Annotated in this window: 16 protein-coding genes; 12 read left to right on the forward strand and 4 right to left on the reverse strand. The window is 40.0% G+C overall.

Annotated elements, in window-relative coordinates:
- Positions 1–3: 3 nt before the first annotated feature.
- The 4 genes from dnaA to NSMS1_RS00020 all read left to right on the forward strand — a co-directional run bounded on the left by dnaA (position 4) and on the right by NSMS1_RS00020 (position 4871).
- Positions 4–1392, forward strand: coding sequence for a chromosomal replication initiator protein DnaA (gene dnaA / locus NSMS1_RS00005; protein WP_224089396.1), 1389 nt, complete (start codon positions 4–6; stop codon positions 1390–1392).
- 573 nt (positions 1393–1965) lie between these two features.
- A complete protein-coding gene (dnaN, locus tag NSMS1_RS00010; RefSeq protein ID WP_224089399.1) occupies positions 1966–3129 on the forward strand; it encodes a DNA polymerase III subunit beta in 1164 nt (387 codons plus the stop codon).
- Positions 3130–3424: 295 nt separating this feature from the next.
- Entirely contained in the window at positions 3425–4345 is a 921-nt protein-coding gene (locus NSMS1_RS00015) for a capsular polysaccharide synthesis protein (RefSeq protein ID WP_224089402.1), read from the forward strand.
- A 268-nt stretch (positions 4346–4613) separates the two neighbouring features.
- Positions 4614–4871 (forward strand): hypothetical protein, encoded by a 258-nt coding sequence (locus tag NSMS1_RS00020; RefSeq protein ID WP_224089405.1) that lies wholly within the window; start codon positions 4614–4616, stop codon positions 4869–4871.
- A 20-nt stretch (positions 4872–4891) separates the two neighbouring features.
- Here the strand turns inward: NSMS1_RS00020 and NSMS1_RS00025 are convergent, their stop codons facing one another.
- Complete coding sequence (locus tag NSMS1_RS00025; protein ID WP_317986561.1) at positions 4892–5680, reverse strand: superoxide dismutase; 789 nt, start codon at positions 5678–5680, stop codon at positions 4892–4894.
- 364 nt (positions 5681–6044) lie between these two features.
- Between NSMS1_RS00025 and NSMS1_RS00030 the strand changes: the two genes are divergently transcribed.
- Both NSMS1_RS00030 and NSMS1_RS00035 read left to right on the forward strand, forming a co-directional pair.
- Positions 6045–6821, forward strand: a complete 777-nt coding sequence (locus tag NSMS1_RS00030; protein WP_224089408.1) for a TIGR01548 family HAD-type hydrolase — start codon at positions 6045–6047, stop codon at positions 6819–6821.
- A gap of 336 nt (positions 6822–7157) precedes the next feature.
- Positions 7158–7328, forward strand: a complete 171-nt coding sequence (locus NSMS1_RS00035; protein ID WP_224089412.1) for a hypothetical protein — start codon at positions 7158–7160, stop codon at positions 7326–7328.
- Here the strand turns inward: NSMS1_RS00035 and NSMS1_RS00040 are convergent.
- Entirely contained in the window at positions 7312–9687 is a 2376-nt protein-coding gene (locus tag NSMS1_RS00040) for a CHASE2 domain-containing serine/threonine-protein kinase (RefSeq protein WP_224089415.1), read from the reverse strand. The two genes, NSMS1_RS00035 and NSMS1_RS00040, sit on opposite strands and share 17 nt — an antisense overlap.
- Before the next feature lie 794 nt (positions 9688–10481).
- Here NSMS1_RS00040 and NSMS1_RS00045 point away from each other — a divergent pair.
- The 4 genes from NSMS1_RS00045 to NSMS1_RS00060 all read left to right on the forward strand — a co-directional run bounded on the left by NSMS1_RS00045 (position 10482) and on the right by NSMS1_RS00060 (position 15123).
- Complete coding sequence (locus tag NSMS1_RS00045; RefSeq protein WP_224089430.1) at positions 10482–11009, forward strand: NYN domain-containing protein; 528 nt, start codon at positions 10482–10484, stop codon at positions 11007–11009.
- A gap of 83 nt (positions 11010–11092) precedes the next feature.
- On the forward strand, positions 11093–12688 hold the full coding sequence (locus NSMS1_RS00050; protein ID WP_224089432.1) for a 2-isopropylmalate synthase: 1596 nt from the start codon (positions 11093–11095) through the stop codon (positions 12686–12688).
- A 67-nt stretch (positions 12689–12755) separates the two neighbouring features.
- Positions 12756–13595 (forward strand): diaminopimelate epimerase, encoded by an 840-nt coding sequence (gene dapF, locus NSMS1_RS00055; protein WP_224095405.1) that lies wholly within the window; start codon positions 12756–12758, stop codon positions 13593–13595.
- Between the two features lie 85 nt (positions 13596–13680).
- Entirely contained in the window at positions 13681–15123 is a 1443-nt protein-coding gene (locus NSMS1_RS00060; protein ID WP_224089446.1) for a RecQ family ATP-dependent DNA helicase, read from the forward strand.
- Positions 15124–15162: 39 nt separating this feature from the next.
- Here NSMS1_RS00060 and NSMS1_RS00065 read toward each other — a convergent pair whose 3' ends face one another.
- Positions 15163–15750: a Uma2 family endonuclease gene (locus NSMS1_RS00065; RefSeq protein WP_224089496.1), complete on the reverse strand. Its 588-nt coding sequence runs from the start codon at positions 15748–15750 to the stop codon at positions 15163–15165.
- A 108-nt stretch (positions 15751–15858) separates the two neighbouring features.
- Complete coding sequence (pheS, locus tag NSMS1_RS00070) at positions 15859–16851, reverse strand: phenylalanine--tRNA ligase subunit alpha (RefSeq protein ID WP_224089516.1); 993 nt, start codon at positions 16849–16851, stop codon at positions 15859–15861.
- Positions 16852–17078: 227 nt separating this feature from the next.
- Between pheS and surE the strand changes: the two genes are divergently transcribed.
- Positions 17079–17876, forward strand: a complete 798-nt coding sequence (gene surE, locus NSMS1_RS00075; protein ID WP_224095406.1) for a 5'/3'-nucleotidase SurE — start codon at positions 17079–17081, stop codon at positions 17874–17876.
- A 404-nt stretch (positions 17877–18280) separates the two neighbouring features.
- Entirely contained in the window at positions 18281–19174 is an 894-nt protein-coding gene (locus NSMS1_RS00080) for an MBL fold metallo-hydrolase (RefSeq protein WP_224089533.1), read from the forward strand.
- Positions 19175–19229 lie beyond the last annotated feature (55 nt).

Genomic DNA, 19229 nt, shown 5'->3' on the forward strand with positions numbered 1-19229 from the left:
ATAATGGCAATTTCTATTGATGGTTTATGGAGTCAGATTCTAGAACGTTTACAGCTAGAATTATCTCGCCCCACCTTTGAAACTTGGATTAAAACTGCTAATGCGCAACGCTTAGAAAATAATTGTCTAGTCATCGTTACTCCTAACCCTTTTGCTCGTAATTGGTTACAGAAGTACTACATCACGACGATCGCTAATGTCGTACAGGATATTATGGGATATCCCGTAGAAATTTATATTACGGTTGCTAAAGGCGAAGAATTGACGGAGATTGATGGAGATAGAGAGTGGGAGTTACCAAGCAAAAAGAATATATATGAAACTACAAATCACAAAAGACAACCAAATACAGAATTAAATGCTAAGTATGTCTTTTCCCGGTTTGTGGTTGGCGCTAATAATCGCATGGCTCATGCAGCTTCTTTAGCTGTTGCTGAATCTCCTGGGAGAGAATTTAATCCTTTATTTTTATGCGGTGGTGTAGGTTTAGGCAAAACTCATCTCATGCAGGCGATAGGACATTATCGGTGGGAAATTTGCCCAAATTCTAAGATATTTTACGTTTCTACGGAGCAATTTACAAATGATCTCATCACAGCTATTCGTAACGATAGTATGCAAAGTTTCCGCGAACATTATCGAGCGGCTGATGTGTTGTTAGTTGATGATATTCAGTTTCTTGAGGGTAAGGAATACACCCAAGAGGAATTTTTCCACACCTTCAACACGTTACATGAAGCTGGTAAGCAAGTTGTGATTGCTTCTGACCGTCCACCCAACCAAATTCCTAGCCTGCAAGAACGTTTGTGTTCTCGCTTCTCGATGGGTTTGATTGCGGATATTCAAGCGCCAGATTTAGAAACGAGAATGGCAATTTTACAGACAAAATCGGAGTATGAAAATATTCGCTTACCCCGTGATGTCATCGAGTATATTGCTACCAATTTTACTTCTAATATTCGTGAGTTGGAAGGTGCTTTAACTAGAGCGCTGGCTTACATCTCTATCTGGGGCTTACCAATGACTGTAGCGAATATTGCACCAGTTTTAGTCACACCAAAGGAGAAAGTAGAAGCTACGCCCGAAGCAATTATGAAAGTCATTGCTGATAATTTTGATGTCTCAATTGAAGACCTCAAAGGTAACTCCAGACGACGAGAAATTAGTTGGGCGCGACAAATTGGCATGTATTTGATGCGACAACATACCGATTTAAGTTTTCCCAGAATTGGAGAGGAGTTTGGCGGGAAAGACCATACAACGGTGTTATATAGTTGTGACAAAATTACTCAACTACGAGAAAGCGATCGCACTCTATTACAAACACTAACTCAGTTGAGCGATCGCATTAAGATAAACAGCCGTTCTAAAAATCGACTTGACAAGAATTAGGTATTTTCCACAATTCTGACTACTTTAATGATTTAGAGTATTAAAGATTGGATAAAAATAGATTAAATATTAAGTCTTGTCTGTGGAAAAATAGTTATTTTTTGTGGAAAACTTGATACTTTACGTGGAAAACTTAGAGTAAGTATAATTACCCTGTGGAAAAAGTTAGGGGTTTTTCCACAAGTTTTCCACAGATAGATAGTAATATCATGTCCGCTTAAACAGTTATCATATCTTGAGAGTTGGTAATTGGTAATGGGTAATCGGTAATGGTAGAAAGCGATTACCAATTACCGACCCTAGCAAGCATATCGTAAGTAATTAGCCGGACTTGATATAATACAATTCCACAAAAAATTTGATACAGATGCAAACGCTCAAATCTTTACTACTTATCACTTTCTTAATGAGTGAACCGCTAATTAGTATAAATGTATTATAATAATAAACTTTAGAAAAAAAGTTGAGAAAAACGCGGATTAGGATAATAATTTATACCCGTCACTATTATAAAATTAATACCCGAATCATTTTTCTTTATCTCCATTCCCTACTCCCCACTCACCACTCCCCATGAAATTAGTTTGCGCTCAAAGTGACCTCAGTTCCTATCTTTCCCTTGTCAGTCGTGCAGTACCATCACGACCGACTCATCCAGTGCTGGCTAACGTACTACTACAAGCCGATGCGGAAACTAATCAGGTTAGTTTAACAGCCTTTGATCTCAGCTTGGGTATCCGTACTAGCTTTAATGCAGATGTGTGGCAAGGGGGAGCGATCGCACTTCCTGCTAAATTGTTGGTAGATATCACTTCACGTTTACCAGAAGGTGAAATCACCTTAGATGATGAATCTGCAACTGATGGTACAGCCACCGGAGAGGGTTTAGTAGTTACACTCACACCCAAAACGGGACAGTACCAATTACGCGCAATGGGAGCCGAAGAATTTCCTGAATTACCCGTCATTGAAGATACTACAGCTGTTTATCTCACAGCTACAGCCTTAATCGAAGGTTTACGCGGGTCATTATTCGCCACCAGTGGAGATGAAACTAAGCAAGTCCTCACGGGAGTACATCTCACAGTTAAACAAGATACCTTAGAGTTTGCTGCTACTGATGGACATCGCCTAGCAGTAGTCGAAACCGCCAATGAGCGTCCTTTAGAAGATAACGAGCAACAATTAGAGGTGACAGTCCCAGCTAGAGCATTACGCGAATTAGAAAGGATGTTAGCGCATAATGCCGCCTCGGAAGAACCCATCGCCTTATACTTAGACCAAGGCCAGGTAGTATTTGCATGGCAAAACCAACGCATAACTAGTCGCACATTAGAAGGTCAATACCCAGCTTATCGCCAACTCATCCCCCGCCAATTTGAGCGCCAAGTCACAGTGGAACGCCGACAATTCGTCAGTACGTTAGAAAGAATTGCTGTATTAGCCGACCAAAAGAATAATATTGTCAAGTTAACAATTGATAGTGCTAATCAAGAGCTTACCTTATCTTGTGAAGCGCAAGAAATGGGTAGTGGTAGAGAGTCGATGGCGGCGGAAATTGCCGGGGAAGATATAGAAATTGCTTTTAATGTTAAGTATTTAATGGAAGGATTAAAAGCCTTACCTTCTTCCGAAATTCAAATGCACATCAATCAAAACCTAACTCCCGTAATTTTTACCCCCCTTGGTGGTTTAAAAATGACTTATTTAGCAATGCCTGTGCAATTGAGAAGTTAATTATAGTAGGAAACAGGAGTGCGGTTAGAAAGCGTTTGATATCAGCTTTTTAAAAAGCTACATTTTTTCATCTATCTGTCAACTGCTACAAGTAATAAATTAGTCTAGTTTTTATCTAACTGGACTAATCTCTTTATTTATTTTTATCCTCAGACAAATTCCTCATCACCACATATAAGAATAATAGTTGTTCTACTAAGAACTATATCAGTGCAAAGCTCACTCTCTAGTGTGATTGATTTTCTTTCATATAGAATGCTATAGAGTATCCAAAGTGCTATGTAGTGATGAGAATATGCTTAACAAAACAGTATGGCTACTTTGGTTACAAGGATGGGATAACGCGCCTTGGTTGATTAAACAAGTTGCAGAATCATGGGAGATAAATAATCCAGATTGGAAGATTGAATATGTCACATTAGATAATGTTCACAAATATGTTAATGATATAGATTATCTATTTGATGAAACTAAAAAAATAGAGCCTCAACATAAATCCGATATTATTCGATTAAGCTTATTAAAAAATCATGGTGGTGTTTGGGCTGATGCTACCTTACTATGTATGCAGCCCTTAAGTTCATGGATAGAAGAAGCGGTAAAACCTGCTGGTATGTGGATGTACCACGGTATTGGTGGGGGAATGCCTAAACATGGCCCAGCAATTTGGTTTATTGTAGCTGAAAGAAATTCTTCAATGATCAATAAATGGAAAGCTGCATGTGATGAATACTGGAGAAATAGAACTGAGGCTGACCAAAATTTTTGGCTTGATGAACTATTTAAAGATTTATATGAATCGGATATAGAATTTAGAAATCAATGGAGTTTAGTACCCTATTTGTATGGTAGAGCAAAGGGTCAAGCTAGTACAATGGTTCACAATGAATATAAGTTGATGATCACAGATAATCAATATCTCAAAAAGATTTTCTTAGAAAAGCCACCCTATGTTCTCAAATTTTGGTGGCGAGTTTGGGTAGAAGTATTTCCTGATGAAAATAGCCCTGAATGTAAAAATTCTAATGGATATTATGCTATCCAAATGTCAAAAAGAAAATTTGTATACAAACACAAAATGGTGACTAAAACGTCTTATATGAAATTAGTTTTTGGCATAGCTAGGTTTAGATTCAAAACGTTACGTGTCATTAAGCGTAGTATAAAAAATCTGTTGAAATTGTTCAACTTAAATCTAGCAACCTCACAGCCATAATAAAGTGCGCCGATCAGTATAGTCAATGAATCAAATACCAAGACCAGGAAATCGAAAGACCTTTTCTGTTACCAAAGCACCTGTAAACACGACTAGTAAAAGAATAGCCCATATCCCCACGAATAAAAGTTACCACCCACTTGAAATAACGAATATGAATCGGTTGGTCTAATCCTGAGTAAGTAAATTGCTGAACAGATATAGCAATCCGATTTGATTTCTGTATCCCTTACGGGAGCATAGCCATAAAAATCTCAGTATTTGTAGGGTGGGCAGTGCAGCGCCGTATCATATCTTTGGCGCTGCACTGCCCAACGCTACTTGCTTTATGTCGGGAAACCCGCCCAACGCAGTGGCTCCCCTACGTATATTTCAAAAATCAAGTATGAGTCCCATAGCATCAAGGATACAAAAAAATCTAGTTTTAGGCTTGCGCAAGCTTTGTGGTGCGGTAAATACTTGGGCTGGGAAAAATAAATATAGCCTGTGTGCAGTCAGATATGCCAGTGTAATTTGTAATGAATAGCATCAATTACAAATTACGAATTACTTTGAGGCTTGATTGCGTCTGTTAACTTCTACCCAGTTGACAACATTCCACCAGTTCTTTAAGTAGTCCGCACGGCGGTTTTGATATCTGAGGTAATAGGCGTGTTCCCAGACATCATTGCCCAATATTGGGTATGATCCTTCCGCAATTGGGCTATCTTGATTAGGGGTAGAAACTATTTGCAACTGTCTTTGAGGGTTACGGACTAACCAAACCCAACCACTACCAAAGCGATCGCCCCCAGCTTGATTGAACTGTTTCTTAAATTCCTCAAAGCTACCAAAGGTTTTGGTGATTTCTTGGGCGATTTCTCCTGTTGGTTGTCCGCCACCATTAGGACTCATGATTTGCCAGAAAATTGTATGGTTGAGGTGTCCGCCAGCGTTGTTACGTACTTTGGTGCGGATATCTTCAGGTACGCTATTTAAATCACGCAATAAAGCTTCTACACTTTTATTTTGCAGTTCTTTATGCTTTTGTAAAGCATTGTTAAGGTTATTAACATAAGCGGCGTGGTGCTTATCATGATGCAGTTTCATCGTTTCAGCATCAATTACTTTCTCTAGAGCATCATAAGCGTAAGGTAATGGTGGTAACTTGGCGGGTGTAGTCAATTGGCGATCAACAAAAGCTATGGGGCGTGCATCTGTTGTGGATGCAGTAGGATTTGCTGCTGTAGTTTGATCTGTTTGTGCAATCCCTTCTGGTTGACAACCGTAGAAGGTGGCTATCAAGATAACGCCCACAAAAAAGCCTATAAATTTTTGCCAAAGAGATAATTTCATTGCGGTTCCTCTACTTATACTTAACATCAGGCATAGTCTGCTCTATGTATTTAATCATTGCTAAAGTTTCTCAATAGTAGCGAATTGATAATTATTAGAGACATGAAACCTGATCAACCACTGCAAAACACCGTAACGTACTCTAAACTGGGTCACGGTGGTAGCAAGTAGCTAAGACCAAGCAAATAGTACAGAACTTCTTGGTGCGATCGCAATGGCTAAATCTTTCCAGCAGTTTATTTAGGGGTTATTACTACCATATTCAAATGAAGGGCAAGAAATGGGATAATTGCATTAAACAGAGGGACTGGGAACGAATCAATTCACAATTTCTCAGGACTCAGGACTTAGCACTCCCAATCCCATGACTACAAAAGCGATCGTTGTATTTGATATAGATGGAGTTATCCGCGATGTTGGCGGTTCCTATCGTCGAGCGCTGGCAGATACGGTAGAGTACTTTACAAACCAAGCCTATCGTCCAACTTCCCTAGAAATTGACCAGCTAAAATCCGAAGGTATTTGGAATAATGATTGGGAAGCGTCTCAAGAATTAATTTATCGCTACTTTGCAGCTCAAGGAAAACCTCGTGAACAACTGCAACTAGACTACAACACTATAGTTGCCTTTTTCCAATCGCGTTACCGAGGCCCAGACCCAGACAATTGGACGGGGTATATCTGTGATGAACCATTATTATTGCAACCAAGTTATTTAGCACAACTTACACAAGCTAGTATTGCTTGGGGATTTTTTAGTGGTGCGACTAGTGGTTCTGCTAACTATGTTTTAAAACAACGCTTGGGTTTACAATCTCCCGTACTCATTGCGATGGAGGATGCACCAGGAAAACCAGACCCCACTGGACTATTCGCCACTGTAAGCCAGTTAGAGAAGGGGTTAGAGGAGTCTGTAGTTCTCTACGTTGGGGATACAGTAGCAGATATGTATACAGTCATCAAAGCTAGAGAAATCAAGCCGCATCGGACTTGGATTGGCATAGGTATCTTACCACCTCATGTCCAAGAGACAGCCCAGCGTCGAGATGCTTATGCTCAAACCCTCATAGATGCAGGTGCAGCAGTAGTTTTAAGTAATGTTGAACAGTTAGATCCACAGCAAATACAAAAATTATTGTAGGGAGCAGAGGCTATAGATTAGGGCGTGTTTTCAATCCCTATTAAATCATCATATAAAAAAAGTATTGGTGATATTTCTTGTTATGCTTCATTACCAAGTACAACATATAAACCATTTTCATAACTTGAAATTGAGAACAGACGAGAAGAAAATTTGTGAATATTTAAAAGAGAATTAAAAAGTTTTTGCCGTTTACGGTTTTCGGTTGCTAATAATTGGAATTTATTTTTATTATTCTTTAATAAGTATGTTAAAGAGTAATATGTATTATAGCGTTTACAAGTCTAATAAAATACAATAATTAAGAGAAAACAGTGCATCTACTCAAAAGTAAAAATGAAAGCATATTCCCTCGAATTTCGCCAAAAAATAGTTGATACATACTTGTTAGGTGGAATATCACAACGTCAATTGGCAGACAAATTTTGTGTTAGTTTAGGTTTGATTGAAAAATTGAATTACGAATTACGAACTACGAATTATGAATTATTTAAGGCCAGCGTGTAGTAGGTAAATCTGACTCATCTAGGGAAATTTCTGTACTCATGGATGAGTCATCTTGTTGTAATAAGCTTTTATCTGTCTGAGTAATTATATTATCTGGTTGTGGGAAGTTTTTACTGGGTGAACTAGCCAATTGATCCAGGTCTGCTAAAACTGCTGTTGCCGACTGATATCTTTGTTTATAATCATCGCGTACCATTTTACTTAAAATTTGGGCAAAGCCTTGGCTAACAAATGCCTTATCGCTCCATTTAACTTCCTCATGATCATCTCTGGGCAGTTCATGGGGGACAACACCAGTTAAGGCTTTAATCGCAATCATCCCGACTGCATAGATATCACTATTATATTGAGGGCGACCGAAACATTGTTCACTCGGTGCGTAACCCCTAGTTCCGATACCAATGGTAAAGGGTGTTTGTTCTTGATTTTCGGTTTGAGCTAAAGAAATTTCTTTAACTGCACCAAAGTCAATCAATACTAGTTTATTATCTGAGTCTCTACGAATAATATTGCTGGGTTTAATATCTCGATGTATGACGCTATTTTCATGAACAAATACTAATATTTGCAATAGTTCCCTGACAATAGCGATTACCTTATCTTCTATAACGCCTCTACCAGATGGCAATTCTTGGTTAAGCGGATGACCAATAATATATTCTTGTACTAAGTAAAACTCTGCATCTTGCTCAAAATAAGCTAAAAGTTGGGGAATTTGTGCGTGCGAACCCAATTTTTCTAATGTTTGTGCTTCTGAATTAAATAAACGCCTAGCTAATTCCAACCCCTTCGCCTCGGTGTTGCTTGGCTTTAATTGCTTAACTACACATCGTGGATTCCTTGGACGTTGGGTGTCTTCTGCAATATAGGTTTCGCTAAAGCCACCGTAACCAAGCACCTTAACTATTTTGTAGCGTCCACTGAGGATTTTTCCCGCTACTGCTATGTCTCGTTGTTGTAATAAATCTTGTAGTTCTTGTTGTTGGCTAATAATTTCTTGCACTACAGGAGAAGTTTTATATTTCTGAAAAACATCGACTATTTGTCGAGTTCTCACTTTTTCTCTAACTATTTCAGTACCAAAATAAGATAATCCACAAAATGCGATCGCCAATATTGGTATAGCAGTGGGAAATAATAACTGTGCATAAATAAAGCTGACGTAACTAATACTAGCCCAACCACTAGCTACAGCTAGACTTAACATCAATCTATTCCAGCCGCTTTTGCTTCTGGTAACAAGAAACGATGTTCCCCCAACCAACACCAACACAAATACAGCTTGCAGGAATGGGCTTTTAATTGCTGGAGTGATCGCTTTGCCTTCTTTAAGAGTTGCGATCGCATTGGCGTGAATTTCTACTCCCGCCATCTTCTGTGTAGATACAGCATCATTACCAACGGCTACAGCATGATAATCATTGCTTAACTGTGCGGTAGCGCCAATAATGACAATTTTGTTAGCAAATACTTTCCCTTGTTGCAAATAAGTATTCCAGTTTTGGGGGTCAAAGACATGCCATAAGGGAATCGGTTCAAATGTGCCATTAGGCCCCAAAAAATAGATGCGTTCACCTTTTAATTGTGGATACTTTACCTGGGCTGATTTTAAAGCTGCTGCTTCAAAAGATGCTACTTTATCTACCAAAATATCATCCGCACTCAAAGACTTGGCAAATTCACTAGCTAAACGATGTATTTTACCGTCTACTTCCAAGGGAAAGTTTACCGTACCTATTAACGCCCCAGTATCACGAAATTTTTCGTAGGGTAACATTAATTGAGTAACTGAACCAAAACGTGATTCTCTATCTTCGTATTGTGCGGCTAAAGTTACTTTGCTGCCATATTTTTGTAATACTGCTTGCAGTTGGCGATCGTCCTCATCACCATAGGCGCTAGGTAAATCAAAAATGACATCCAAAGCTACCGATTTAGCACCTGCCTGCATCAATTTTTCGATTACTTGAGCATAGGTAGCACGCTTAAAAGGAAATTTACTCAGTGGTTCTAAGTAGGCGTACTTTTGTGGATCTGTTTTATAGTATTGTTCGGGTACTGATATGGAGTCCTCGTCAATTGCTAAAACCACTATGTCTTCTGGTGGAACAAGCGGCCCACGTATTTGAAAAAATGCACTCAGCACTTGATTTTCTAGCAATTGCACTATACTCAAGCCAGAACTTGTCACCAAAGCCGCTCCTATTGTCAAAGCAAGATTGAGGAGGTTTCCTAAACGTACTAGACGCTGAGACTGACGTGCGGCGGCTGTCAAATTAGCTTTTGTTGTTTTAGTCGTAGCTATATTGGCAATAGATAGATATTTTTTATTGTCGTGTTTTGTCGGTTCATCTGCCATATCATGTTAATAGTTACTTTAAGTACATTTTTTATTTATTTAGTTTCATTTATACTACAACTACACTAACATCAAGCCTTAGATGATAATCTTATACATTTGTAATCAAAATCTTATTCTGAAACAAACTTGTGTTAAACAAACTCAACTAAGCCAAGTTTATGAGAGAACTTAGTCAAGGAATGAGATATTAAACTCCGGCGGACTGAAAATCTGTAATGAGAAGAGAAAATTTCTTTTTCCTCCTACTCTCTACTCCCCAGTTTCCAGCCAGAAAACAGAATTTTTCGTGCCTAGTTAGGGTATTTTCCCCTGAATGGCTAACTAAAAAAATTGCTGTTAACCTAGCTCATATCGAGTAGATAATACTAGGCTCAAGCTTCTTAGTCCTACTCTTGTGTCTATAGCGCTGAGACAAAACTCGTATATTTCACTAAACTTTATTGTTAATTGCAAAACCGATATATGGTAATTACCCATGCTCCTATCTTTAGACTTATGCCTTACCTCTTTAGAAGTAAAATTGATGGATGGATTTTGAAGCATCCTGTTACTAGGTCGATTTTATTGATAGATTTTGATTACAGGCTGTTTGTTATAGTATTGGGAGTTAAAATGTTTAACAACCAGCAGATAAATTCCTATGTTGTGACTAATTTTAGACATTGAAAGAGGTAAGATAAAAGCTATACATGCAAAGTTACACTAGAGTTATTATTCAATTTATCAATTGAGAATTGCTATAATCTATTGTCCATTCTAAATTCTTTACTATATATTAGGTGTATTTTTCTATGGGTTCCCCAATGAATCGTCTGTCTATTTTTGTAGACGGAAACAATATGTTCTATGCTCAACAAAAAAATGGATGGTTTTTTGACCCCAGGCGGGTTTTAGAATACTTCAAAAACGAGCAATCAGAAACAACACTCATCAACGCATTTTGGTACACTGGTTTAAAAGACCCACAAGATCAACGAGGTTTTCGAGACGCGCTAATCAGCTTAGGATATACAGTTAGGACTAAAATACTTAAAGAATATTATGATGATTCATCTGGTCGTTACTCACAAAAAGCTAATCTCGATATTGAAATTGTTGTAGATATGTTTAATACGGTAGACCAGTACGACCGAGTAGTTCTATTTAGTGGTGATGGAGATTTTGAAAGAGCAATTGAGTTATTACGTTCCAAAAATACACATATTACAGTAGTCTCAACAGAAGGAATGATAGCTAGAGAATTACGTAATGCTACGGATAGATATATAGACTTAAATGATATTAGAGACAGAATAGAAAAAGCAGACGGTAATATCTAAGTCATTATTTACAAAATTAAAACTACAAAAACTTAGTTCCTAGATATTTAAAACAAAAAGTCCCACTAAACAAAATAGCCAATATGACAAATAATCCAGAAAGAATCATTATCTTTGATACAACGCTCCGCGATGGTGAACAGTGTCCAGGTGCAACACTCAACATAGATGAAAAATTAGCGATCGCCAAACAATTAGCCCGATTAGGTGTAGATATAATTGAGGCAGGTTTTGCGTTTGCCAGCCCTGGAGATTTTGAAGCTGTTAGTAAAATTGCCCAAACTGTAGGTACACAAACAGGCCCCGTAATTTGTAGTTTGGCCAGGGCAAGGCATGATGATATTAAAGCCGCAGCCGAAGCCATTAAACCAGCCGCTAAAGGCAGAATCCACACCTTTATTGCTACCTCTGATATTCACCTGAAGTATAAGTTGAAGAAAACCAGACCAGAAGTGATTGCGATCGCTGAGGAAATGGTAGCTTATGCTAAGAGTTTCACCGATGATATAGAATTTTCCCCAGAAGACGCGGGACGTTCTGACCCTGAATTTTTGTATCAGGTATTGGAGAGAGCGATCGCCGCAGGTGCAACAACAATTAACATTCCCGACACCGTTGGTTACACCACACCTAGCGAATTTGGGGCAATAATTAAAGGCATCAAAGAAAATGTCCCTAACATCGACCAAGCAATTATTTCCGTTCACGGACACAATGATTTAGGCTTGGCAGTTGCCAACTTCTTAGAAGCAGTAAAAAATGGTGCAAGACAGTTAGAATGTACCATCAACGGCATTGGTGAACGGGCAGGAAATGCCGCTTTAGAAGAATTAGTTATGGCGTTACATGTGCGCCGCCAATATTATAATCCCTTCTTAGGTAGACCAGCAGATTCGGAAGAACCATTAACAAATATCGACACCAAGCAAATCTATAAAACCTCACGCTTGGTTTCTAACTTAACAGGAATGTTAGTCCAACCCAATAAAGCGATCGTTGGCGCTAACGCCTTCGCCCATGAATCAGGTATTCACCAAGATGGGGTATTAAAAAATAAACTCACCTACGAAATCATGGATGCCCAATTGATTGGCTTAACAGACAATCAAATAGTCTTAGGCAAACATTCGGGACGGAATGCTTTCCGTACCCGCTTGAAAGAATTAGGCTTTGAACTATCAGAAACCGAGTTAAATAAAGCCTTCGTCAGATTTAAAGAAGTAGCTGATAAAAAGAAAGAAATTTCTGATTGGGATTTAGAAGCAATTGTCAACGACGAAATCCAACAAGCCCCCGATTTATTCAAGGTTGAACTGGTACAAGTTTCCTGCGGTAGTAATGCGCGTCCCACAGCAACAGTCACCCTCCGCACCCCAGACGGTGAAGAACTCACAGACGCAGCCATCGGTACGGGGCCAGTAGACGCAGTTTATAAAGCAATTAACCGCGTTGTGAATGTTCCTAACCAATTAATTGAATTTTCTGTGCAGTCAGTAACAGGAGGCATAGATGCACTTGGCGAAGTTACCATCCGCCTACGGTATGAATCGAGAGTATTTTCCGGTCATGCAGCTAACACAGATATTATAGTAGCTTCCGCGCAAGCATACGTTAACGCCCTCAATCGTCTATACGCAGCCTTGCAAACTCAGGATAAGCAGACGGAAGTTACAGCATAGAAATTAAACAAAACCCAATTCGCCAATGAGTTGGGTTTATTTTTTCTCTTATCACAAGCTTTCACAGATGAAGTTTTATAAATATCATGCCTTGGGTAACGACTATTTAGTAATCAATCCCCAAGATTTATCATTTGCACTTACCCCCGAAAAAATTAAGATAATATGCGATCGCAACTTTGGCATTGGCTCTGATGGTATTTTGTTGGGGCCGTTAGAGTCAAAAACAGCAGAATTTGCATTACGCATTTTCAACCCAGACGGAAGTGAAGCGGAAAAAAGTGGTAATGGACTGCGAATTTTCTCCCGTTATTTATGGGATATGGGGCTAGTTAACGACAAACCTTTCTCAATAGAAACCGTAGGTGGAATCGTTAAATCAGTTATCCAAGACGCGGGAAAAACTGTTCAGGTAGAGATGGGGAAAGTTAGCTTTTGGAGTAGTGATATTCCCGTAGTGGGAGATAAGCGAGAAGTAATTCAAGAACCAATCAATGTTGGCGATGAAACTTTTACATTTTGTGCAGCAACAATTGGTAATCCCCATTGTGTAATTCCTTTAGAAGAAGTTCGTTCCGACATTGCTAGAAAGTATGGGTCAATATTAGAAACTCATCCCTTTTTTCCCAATCGAACTAATGTTCAATTTATGAAAGTTATTAATAGGAATACCATTCAAATTGAAATTTGGGAAAGAGGTGCTGGCTATACTCTAGCTTCAGGTAGTAGTAGCAGTGCGGCGGCGGCTGTCGCGCATAAACTAGGTTTGTGTGATGCTTTTATTACTGTAAAAATGCCTGGGGGAGAAATATTAATTCAAGTAAGCGAGGATTTTACTATCTCTATGACTGGTTCTGTTACGAAAGTAGCCCAAGGAGAATTATCAGCAGAAATATTTACAGGCTAAACTTTCATAAACATCTGATAAAATTACTGAACCAATAACTACGCAGTAGAGTGTAAATTCAAAAATATTGCATCTACTACTGTTTATGAATGCTCACAAAACAAAAGCTTGGGAAGAAGTTCGGACTACTTTTCAAAAAATTTGGGGTTATGAAGATTTCCGTCCGCCACAAGGAGAAATTGTTAGCAGTTTATTATCCCAAAAAGATGCACTAATTATTATGCCAACCGGGGGCGGTAAATCAATTTGTTTCCAACTACCTGCACTGCTACAGACAGGGCTGACTTTGGTAGTTTCTCCGTTGGTGGCTTTGATGGAGAATCAAGTGCAAGAATTACACCAACGCCAACAAAAAGCCGCATTACTGCACAGTGAATTATCAACATCTCAACGCCGTGCAACACTACAAGCATTAGAAAAACAACAGCTAAGATTACTATACCTATCTCCCGAAACTTTATTAAGTCCACCAGTTTGGGAAAGATTATGTCAGCCGCAAATACAAATCAACGGCTTAATTTTGGATGAAGCCCATTGTTTAGTACAGTGGGGTGAAACCTTTCGCCCAGCTTACCGCAGATTAGGGGCGGTTAGACCTGCTTTACTCAAACATAAGCCACCAGGAACCAAAATCAGCATCGCCGCATTTACCGCCACGGCTGACCCTACAGCGCAAAAAACGATTCAAACAGTTTTACAATTACAACAACCAGAAATATTTCGCCTCAATCCTTATCGTCCTAATTTGCAGCCTACAGTCCGCATCGCTTGGACTCCAAGGGGTAGAAAACAGCAATTAATCAAATTTATTCAAAATCGACCCCAACAGGCTGGGTTAATTTACGTTCGTACAAGGCGAGATAGTGAAGATTTAGCAGCTTGGTTATCCCAGATGGGTTACGCCACTGCTAGTTATCATGCAGGGTTAGGTGCAACAGAACGCCGAGAGGTAGAAAATCAATGGTTAGGGGGGAAAATCCCTTTTGTGGTGTGTACCTGTGCTTTTGGTATGGGGATAAATAAACCGAACGTTCGGTGGGTCATCCACTATCACGCACCGCACCTATTATCTGAATATGTGCAAGAAATCGGTCGTGCGGGAAGGGATGGTAAACCAGCCGAGGCGTTGACTTTGGTGAGTGAACCTACAGGGTGGTTAGATTCTGAGGATAAACAAAGGCAAGAATTTTTTCAGGAAAAAATGCGATCGCAACAACAAAAAGCCCAGCAATTAATCAAAAAACTGCCACAGCAAGGAGAAATTAACGCTGTTACCAAACAATTTCCTGATAGTGCTGTAGCCCTAGCTTTACTTCATAGTAGTGGTCAATTAAACTGGCTTGACCCATTCAATTACAAAATAGAATACAAAGCCAAAAGTCAGCCATCAACACAACTACACGCTACTAAACAAATGACTCAATATCTCAACACTAAACAATGTCGTTGGCAATTCTTATTAAATGCTTTTGGGTTTACGCAAGAAGCTGCGAACTGGCGTTGTGGACATTGCGATAATTGCCGTTAATGGGTTGACTTGTTATTACACTCTATACTGTAGATAATTTTATGTGTTACTTTCTTCGGCTGTGAGTATTTGCTCTGCTGTTAAGTTTAATTGAGGAAAAATAGTAGAAACGATTAATGTATTTCCTGTAAATATACTTTCTTCATAAAACCCATCTACTAACGTTAGTAAAGTAATCTTGTCTTTTTGGGGGTCAACAATCCAATATTCTGCAATTCCCCTAGCAGCATACTCAGAACGTTTGTAGCGGTAGTCACGGTCTTCATTTGCTTTGCCTGGAGAAACTACTTCCACAACTAGCGCTGGCGGCGGCATATCTAAGGTAATAGTGGATCTAGTAGCGCCTTGTAAAGCTTTTGCTAGTTCTTCTGTTAACACTACTAAGTCAGGAACGCGAGTTGTAGCACGAGAACCACACACGACAATTTCAGCTTTGTTACTGACTCGATTGAACGGAATGAACTTGAGGAAATTTACCAGCAAAAACAGAGATATTTGTACATTTATTGGGCTTTCAGGAGGCATTTCAATTAATTCTCCTGCTACCAGTTCATACTGGCGATCGCTTCCATCGTCATATTTCAAATATTCCTCAAGCGTTAATTTTTTTCTGGTGATTGAGGTCATATTTCATGGAGTTAATTTGCATAGTGCTATTTTAACTATTCCTATTGCCTAAAATCCCTATTCATAGTAAGTGGTGGGCATTGCCCACCCTACAAAAATTACCAACTCTTAAAACTGCTTTAAAAAGCGTAAATCGCTGGTATATAAACGACGAATATCATCGATTTGGTGTAACACCATTGCAAAACGTTCTACACCAAAACCAGCCGCAAAACCAGTGTAAATTTCTGGGTCATAACCTACAGATTTCATCACATTTGGATCAACCATCCCGCAACCCATCACCTCTAACCAGCGCCCATTCCACTGCAAATCTACCTCAGCCGAAGGTTCGGTAAAGGGGAAATAACTGGCGCGGAAACGAATTGGTAACTCACCAAACATTGCTTGTAAGAACACCTTAATAGTGCCTTTGAGGTCGGTAAAAGTTAATCCTTCATCAATTGCTAACAGTTCAATTTGATGGAAAACTGCGGAGTGGGTAGCATCAACATTATCCCGCCGATACACTCGCCCTGGAGCCACAATGTGAATCGGTGGTTCCTCTTTTTCCATGTAACGAATTTGTACCGATGAGGTATGAGTACGTAAGAGATTACCATCTGGGAGGTAGAAGGTATCCTGCATATCACGGGCTGGGTGGTCTGGTGGGGTGTTGAGAGCTTCAAAATTATAGTAATCTGTCTCCATCTCAAACCCTTGCGCCACGGTGTAACCCAAGCCGACAAAGATATCTAGCGCCCGGTCGATAATGCCATTTAGGGGATGAATCCGACCTTGGGGGCGGTAAATTCCCGGCATGGTGACATCAAGAGTTTCTGCGTCTAACTGCGCCTGAATTTGGGCAGATTCTAGGGTGGCGCGTTGCTGGTCTAAACTAGCTTGTAGGGCTTCCTTGACCGTGTTGGCGATCGCTCCAATTTTTGGTCTTTCCTCTGCACTCATCTGCCCCATACTCCGCAGCAACGCCCCCAGTTGCCCTTTTTTACCCAGATAATTAACCCTGAGTTCCTCCAGACGTTCGAGGGTATTGGCGGCGGCGATCGCCTCTTCTCCTTCCTGCCGCAATGCTAAAAGTTGAGCTTCTAAGTTGCTAGTCATTAGTCAATAGTCCATAGTCAATAGTCAATAGTCCACAGTTTTGGACTATTCGACAAATAACTTTAGTAGTATGCCATTAATTAACCCAAGACGAGGGTTAAAACCATAGCTCTTTATACCAGTTTAGAGGCGATCAGCAATAGGAGTATGCTTACAGGCAAATCTTTAACTGTTGACTGTTGACTATTGACTATGGACTATTGACTAATGACCAATGACTAATGACCATGAAACTACTAATTAGCAACGATGACGGCATTTCCGCTTTGGGTATTCGGACTTTAGCTAACGCTTTAGCTGAGGCTGGCCATGATGTAACTGTAGTCTGTCCAGATAGAGAGCGATCGGCTACTGGTCATGGATTGACTTTACACCAACCGATTCGCGCGGAAATTATCGAGTCAATTTTTCACCCTTCCATCAAAGCTTGGGCTTGCGATGGTACTCCTTCCGACTGTGTGAAGTTGGCACTTTGGGCTTTATTAGACTCTCCTCCTGATTTGGTTCTGTCTGGGATTAACCAAGGTGCAAATCTAGGAACGGAAATTTTATATTCTGGTACGGTGTCTGCGGCGATGGAGGGCATGATTGAAGGCATTCCCAGCATTGCTTTTAGTTTAACCAGCCATATTTACAAGGATTTTCAGCCTGCGGCGAAGTTCGCCACCGTCTTAGTAGAACAACTGGCGACTAAACCCATACCCGATTTGATGTTACTGAACGTAAATATCCCGGCTGTATCTTGGGAAGAAATCGCTGGTGTTAAACTCACCCGTCAAGGGGTGCGGCGCTATGTTGATGTTTTCGATAAACGTACTGATCCTCGTGGTAAAACCTACTACTGGTTAACCGGAGAAGTTTTAGAAGAGGTAGAACCCCCAGAAGGTTTAAACCTGCCCCGACACGTACCCATTGATGTGCATGTGGTGCGTGATAAATATATCAGCATCACACCATTGCAATACAACCTCACCTATGCTAGAGGACTAGATAAATTATCTGATTGGAATTTTCCCTTGTCCTAAATCAGTTGTCAGTTATCAGTTATCAGTGAACATAGGTTGTTGGCTGCGGCCTGTGGACTGTGGACTATGGACTGTGGACTGTGGACTGTTGACTGTTGACTATGGACTGTTGACTGTTGACTATTAAATTCTCTACTTCCTCGACTTTTGACCCCTCAGTGCAACACAACAAAATTTAGGCTATAAAGTTATGAGCCTTTGATATTACTGATACATCAATGCTGGGAATAATAAGGTAACAACTTTGTATTACCTTACCTAGTTAACATCGTCTACCGAAAACAATGTATGCTGTTCTACCATCAACCCTATTCTCTATCTTTTACGGTAAAACAGCATAGATTTTACAAAACAAGTGACAAACTTGTGTTTAAATTGCCCCCTCAGTCCAGCAAGCAATACCCATGTTAAGGATAGAGAATCAATTTACTGTACAATTTTGGGGAGTTCGTGGCAGCATTCCCTGTCCAGGGCCAAATACAGTCCGCTACGGTGGCAATACTCCCTGTGTGGAGATGCAGGTAGCAGGTAAACGCTTAATTTTCGATGGCGGTACAGGACTACACGTTTTGGGACAATCTTTATTGCGCCAAATGCCAATAGAGGCGCACCTGTTTTTCACTCATTCCCATTGGGATCATATGCAGGGATTTCCCTTTTTTGTGCCTGGGTTTGTTAAAGGGAATAATTTTCATATTTACGGTGCGATAGCTCCCGATGGTTCGACTGTAGAACAACGGCTCAACGATCAAATGCTCCACCCTAATTTTCCCGTACCTTTGCAAATCATGCAAGCCAATCTGCATTTCCACGATGTGCAGCCAGGACAACCCATCCAGATGAATGAGATTACCATCGAAACAGCACCACTCAACCATCCTGGTGAAGCTGTAGGCTATCGAGTTAACTGGCGCGGTGGTGCAGCAGTTTACATTACCGATACAGAACATTTCTCAGATAAATTAGATGAGAATGTCCTGTGGTTGGCTCGCAATGCGGATATCCTGATTTACGATTCCACCTACACTGACGAAGAATATTATTCTCCCAAATCACCGAAAATTGGCTGGGGACATTCGACTTGGCAAGAGGCTGTCAAAGTTGCCAAAGCTGCTAATGTTAAGACATTAGTGATTTTTCATCATGACCCTGCCCATGACGATGATTTCTTAGATCAGGTAGGCGCACAAGCATTTGCTAAGTTTTCTGGGGCAATTATGGCGCGGGAAGGGATGGTACTCCAGGTTCCTGTGTCGGTTCCCTTATCAGAATCTTTTCCTGTTAGTAATTTTTCATGATACAACTGGCCATCGGAGTAATTGTAGATTTTAGATTAGATTGGTGATTAGGAAC

It is taken from the genome of Nostoc sp. MS1 (genome assembly GCF_019976755.1).
In the GTDB taxonomy this organism is placed as follows: Bacteria; Cyanobacteriota; Cyanobacteriia; order Cyanobacteriales; family Nostocaceae; genus Trichormus.

Bases quoted from the DNA above. Each gene is read 5' to 3' on its own strand.
- NSMS1_RS00025 (WP_317986561.1), bottom strand. From the start codon at position 5,680: ATGAAATTATCTCTTTGGCAAAAATTTATAGGCTTTTTTGTGGGCGTT.
- dnaA (WP_224089396.1), top strand. From the start codon at position 4: ATGGCAATTTCTATTGATGGTTTATGGAGTCAGATTCTAGAACGTTTA.
- NSMS1_RS00015 (WP_224089402.1), top strand. From the start codon at position 3,425: ATGCTTAACAAAACAGTATGGCTACTTTGGTTACAAGGATGGGATAAC.
- NSMS1_RS00040 (WP_224089415.1), bottom strand. From the start codon at position 9,687: ATGGCAGATGAACCGACAAAACACGACAATAAAAAATATCTATCTATT.
- dnaN (WP_224089399.1), top strand. From the start codon at position 1,966: ATGAAATTAGTTTGCGCTCAAAGTGACCTCAGTTCCTATCTTTCCCTT.
- NSMS1_RS00035 (WP_224089412.1), top strand. From the start codon at position 7,158: ATGAAAGCATATTCCCTCGAATTTCGCCAAAAAATAGTTGATACATAC.
- dapF (WP_224095405.1), top strand. From the start codon at position 12,756: ATGAAGTTTTATAAATATCATGCCTTGGGTAACGACTATTTAGTAATC.
- NSMS1_RS00065 (WP_224089496.1), bottom strand. From the start codon at position 15,750: ATGACCTCAATCACCAGAAAAAAATTAACGCTTGAGGAATATTTGAAA.
- pheS (WP_224089516.1), bottom strand. From the start codon at position 16,851: ATGACTAGCAACTTAGAAGCTCAACTTTTAGCATTGCGGCAGGAAGGA.
- surE (WP_224095406.1), top strand. From the start codon at position 17,079: ATGAAACTACTAATTAGCAACGATGACGGCATTTCCGCTTTGGGTATT.
- NSMS1_RS00030 (WP_224089408.1), top strand. From the start codon at position 6,045: ATGACTACAAAAGCGATCGTTGTATTTGATATAGATGGAGTTATCCGC.
- NSMS1_RS00050 (WP_224089432.1), top strand. From the start codon at position 11,093: ATGACAAATAATCCAGAAAGAATCATTATCTTTGATACAACGCTCCGC.
- NSMS1_RS00080 (WP_224089533.1), top strand. From the start codon at position 18,281: ATGTTAAGGATAGAGAATCAATTTACTGTACAATTTTGGGGAGTTCGT.
- NSMS1_RS00060 (WP_224089446.1), top strand. From the start codon at position 13,681: ATGAATGCTCACAAAACAAAAGCTTGGGAAGAAGTTCGGACTACTTTT.
- NSMS1_RS00045 (WP_224089430.1), top strand. From the start codon at position 10,482: ATGGGTTCCCCAATGAATCGTCTGTCTATTTTTGTAGACGGAAACAAT.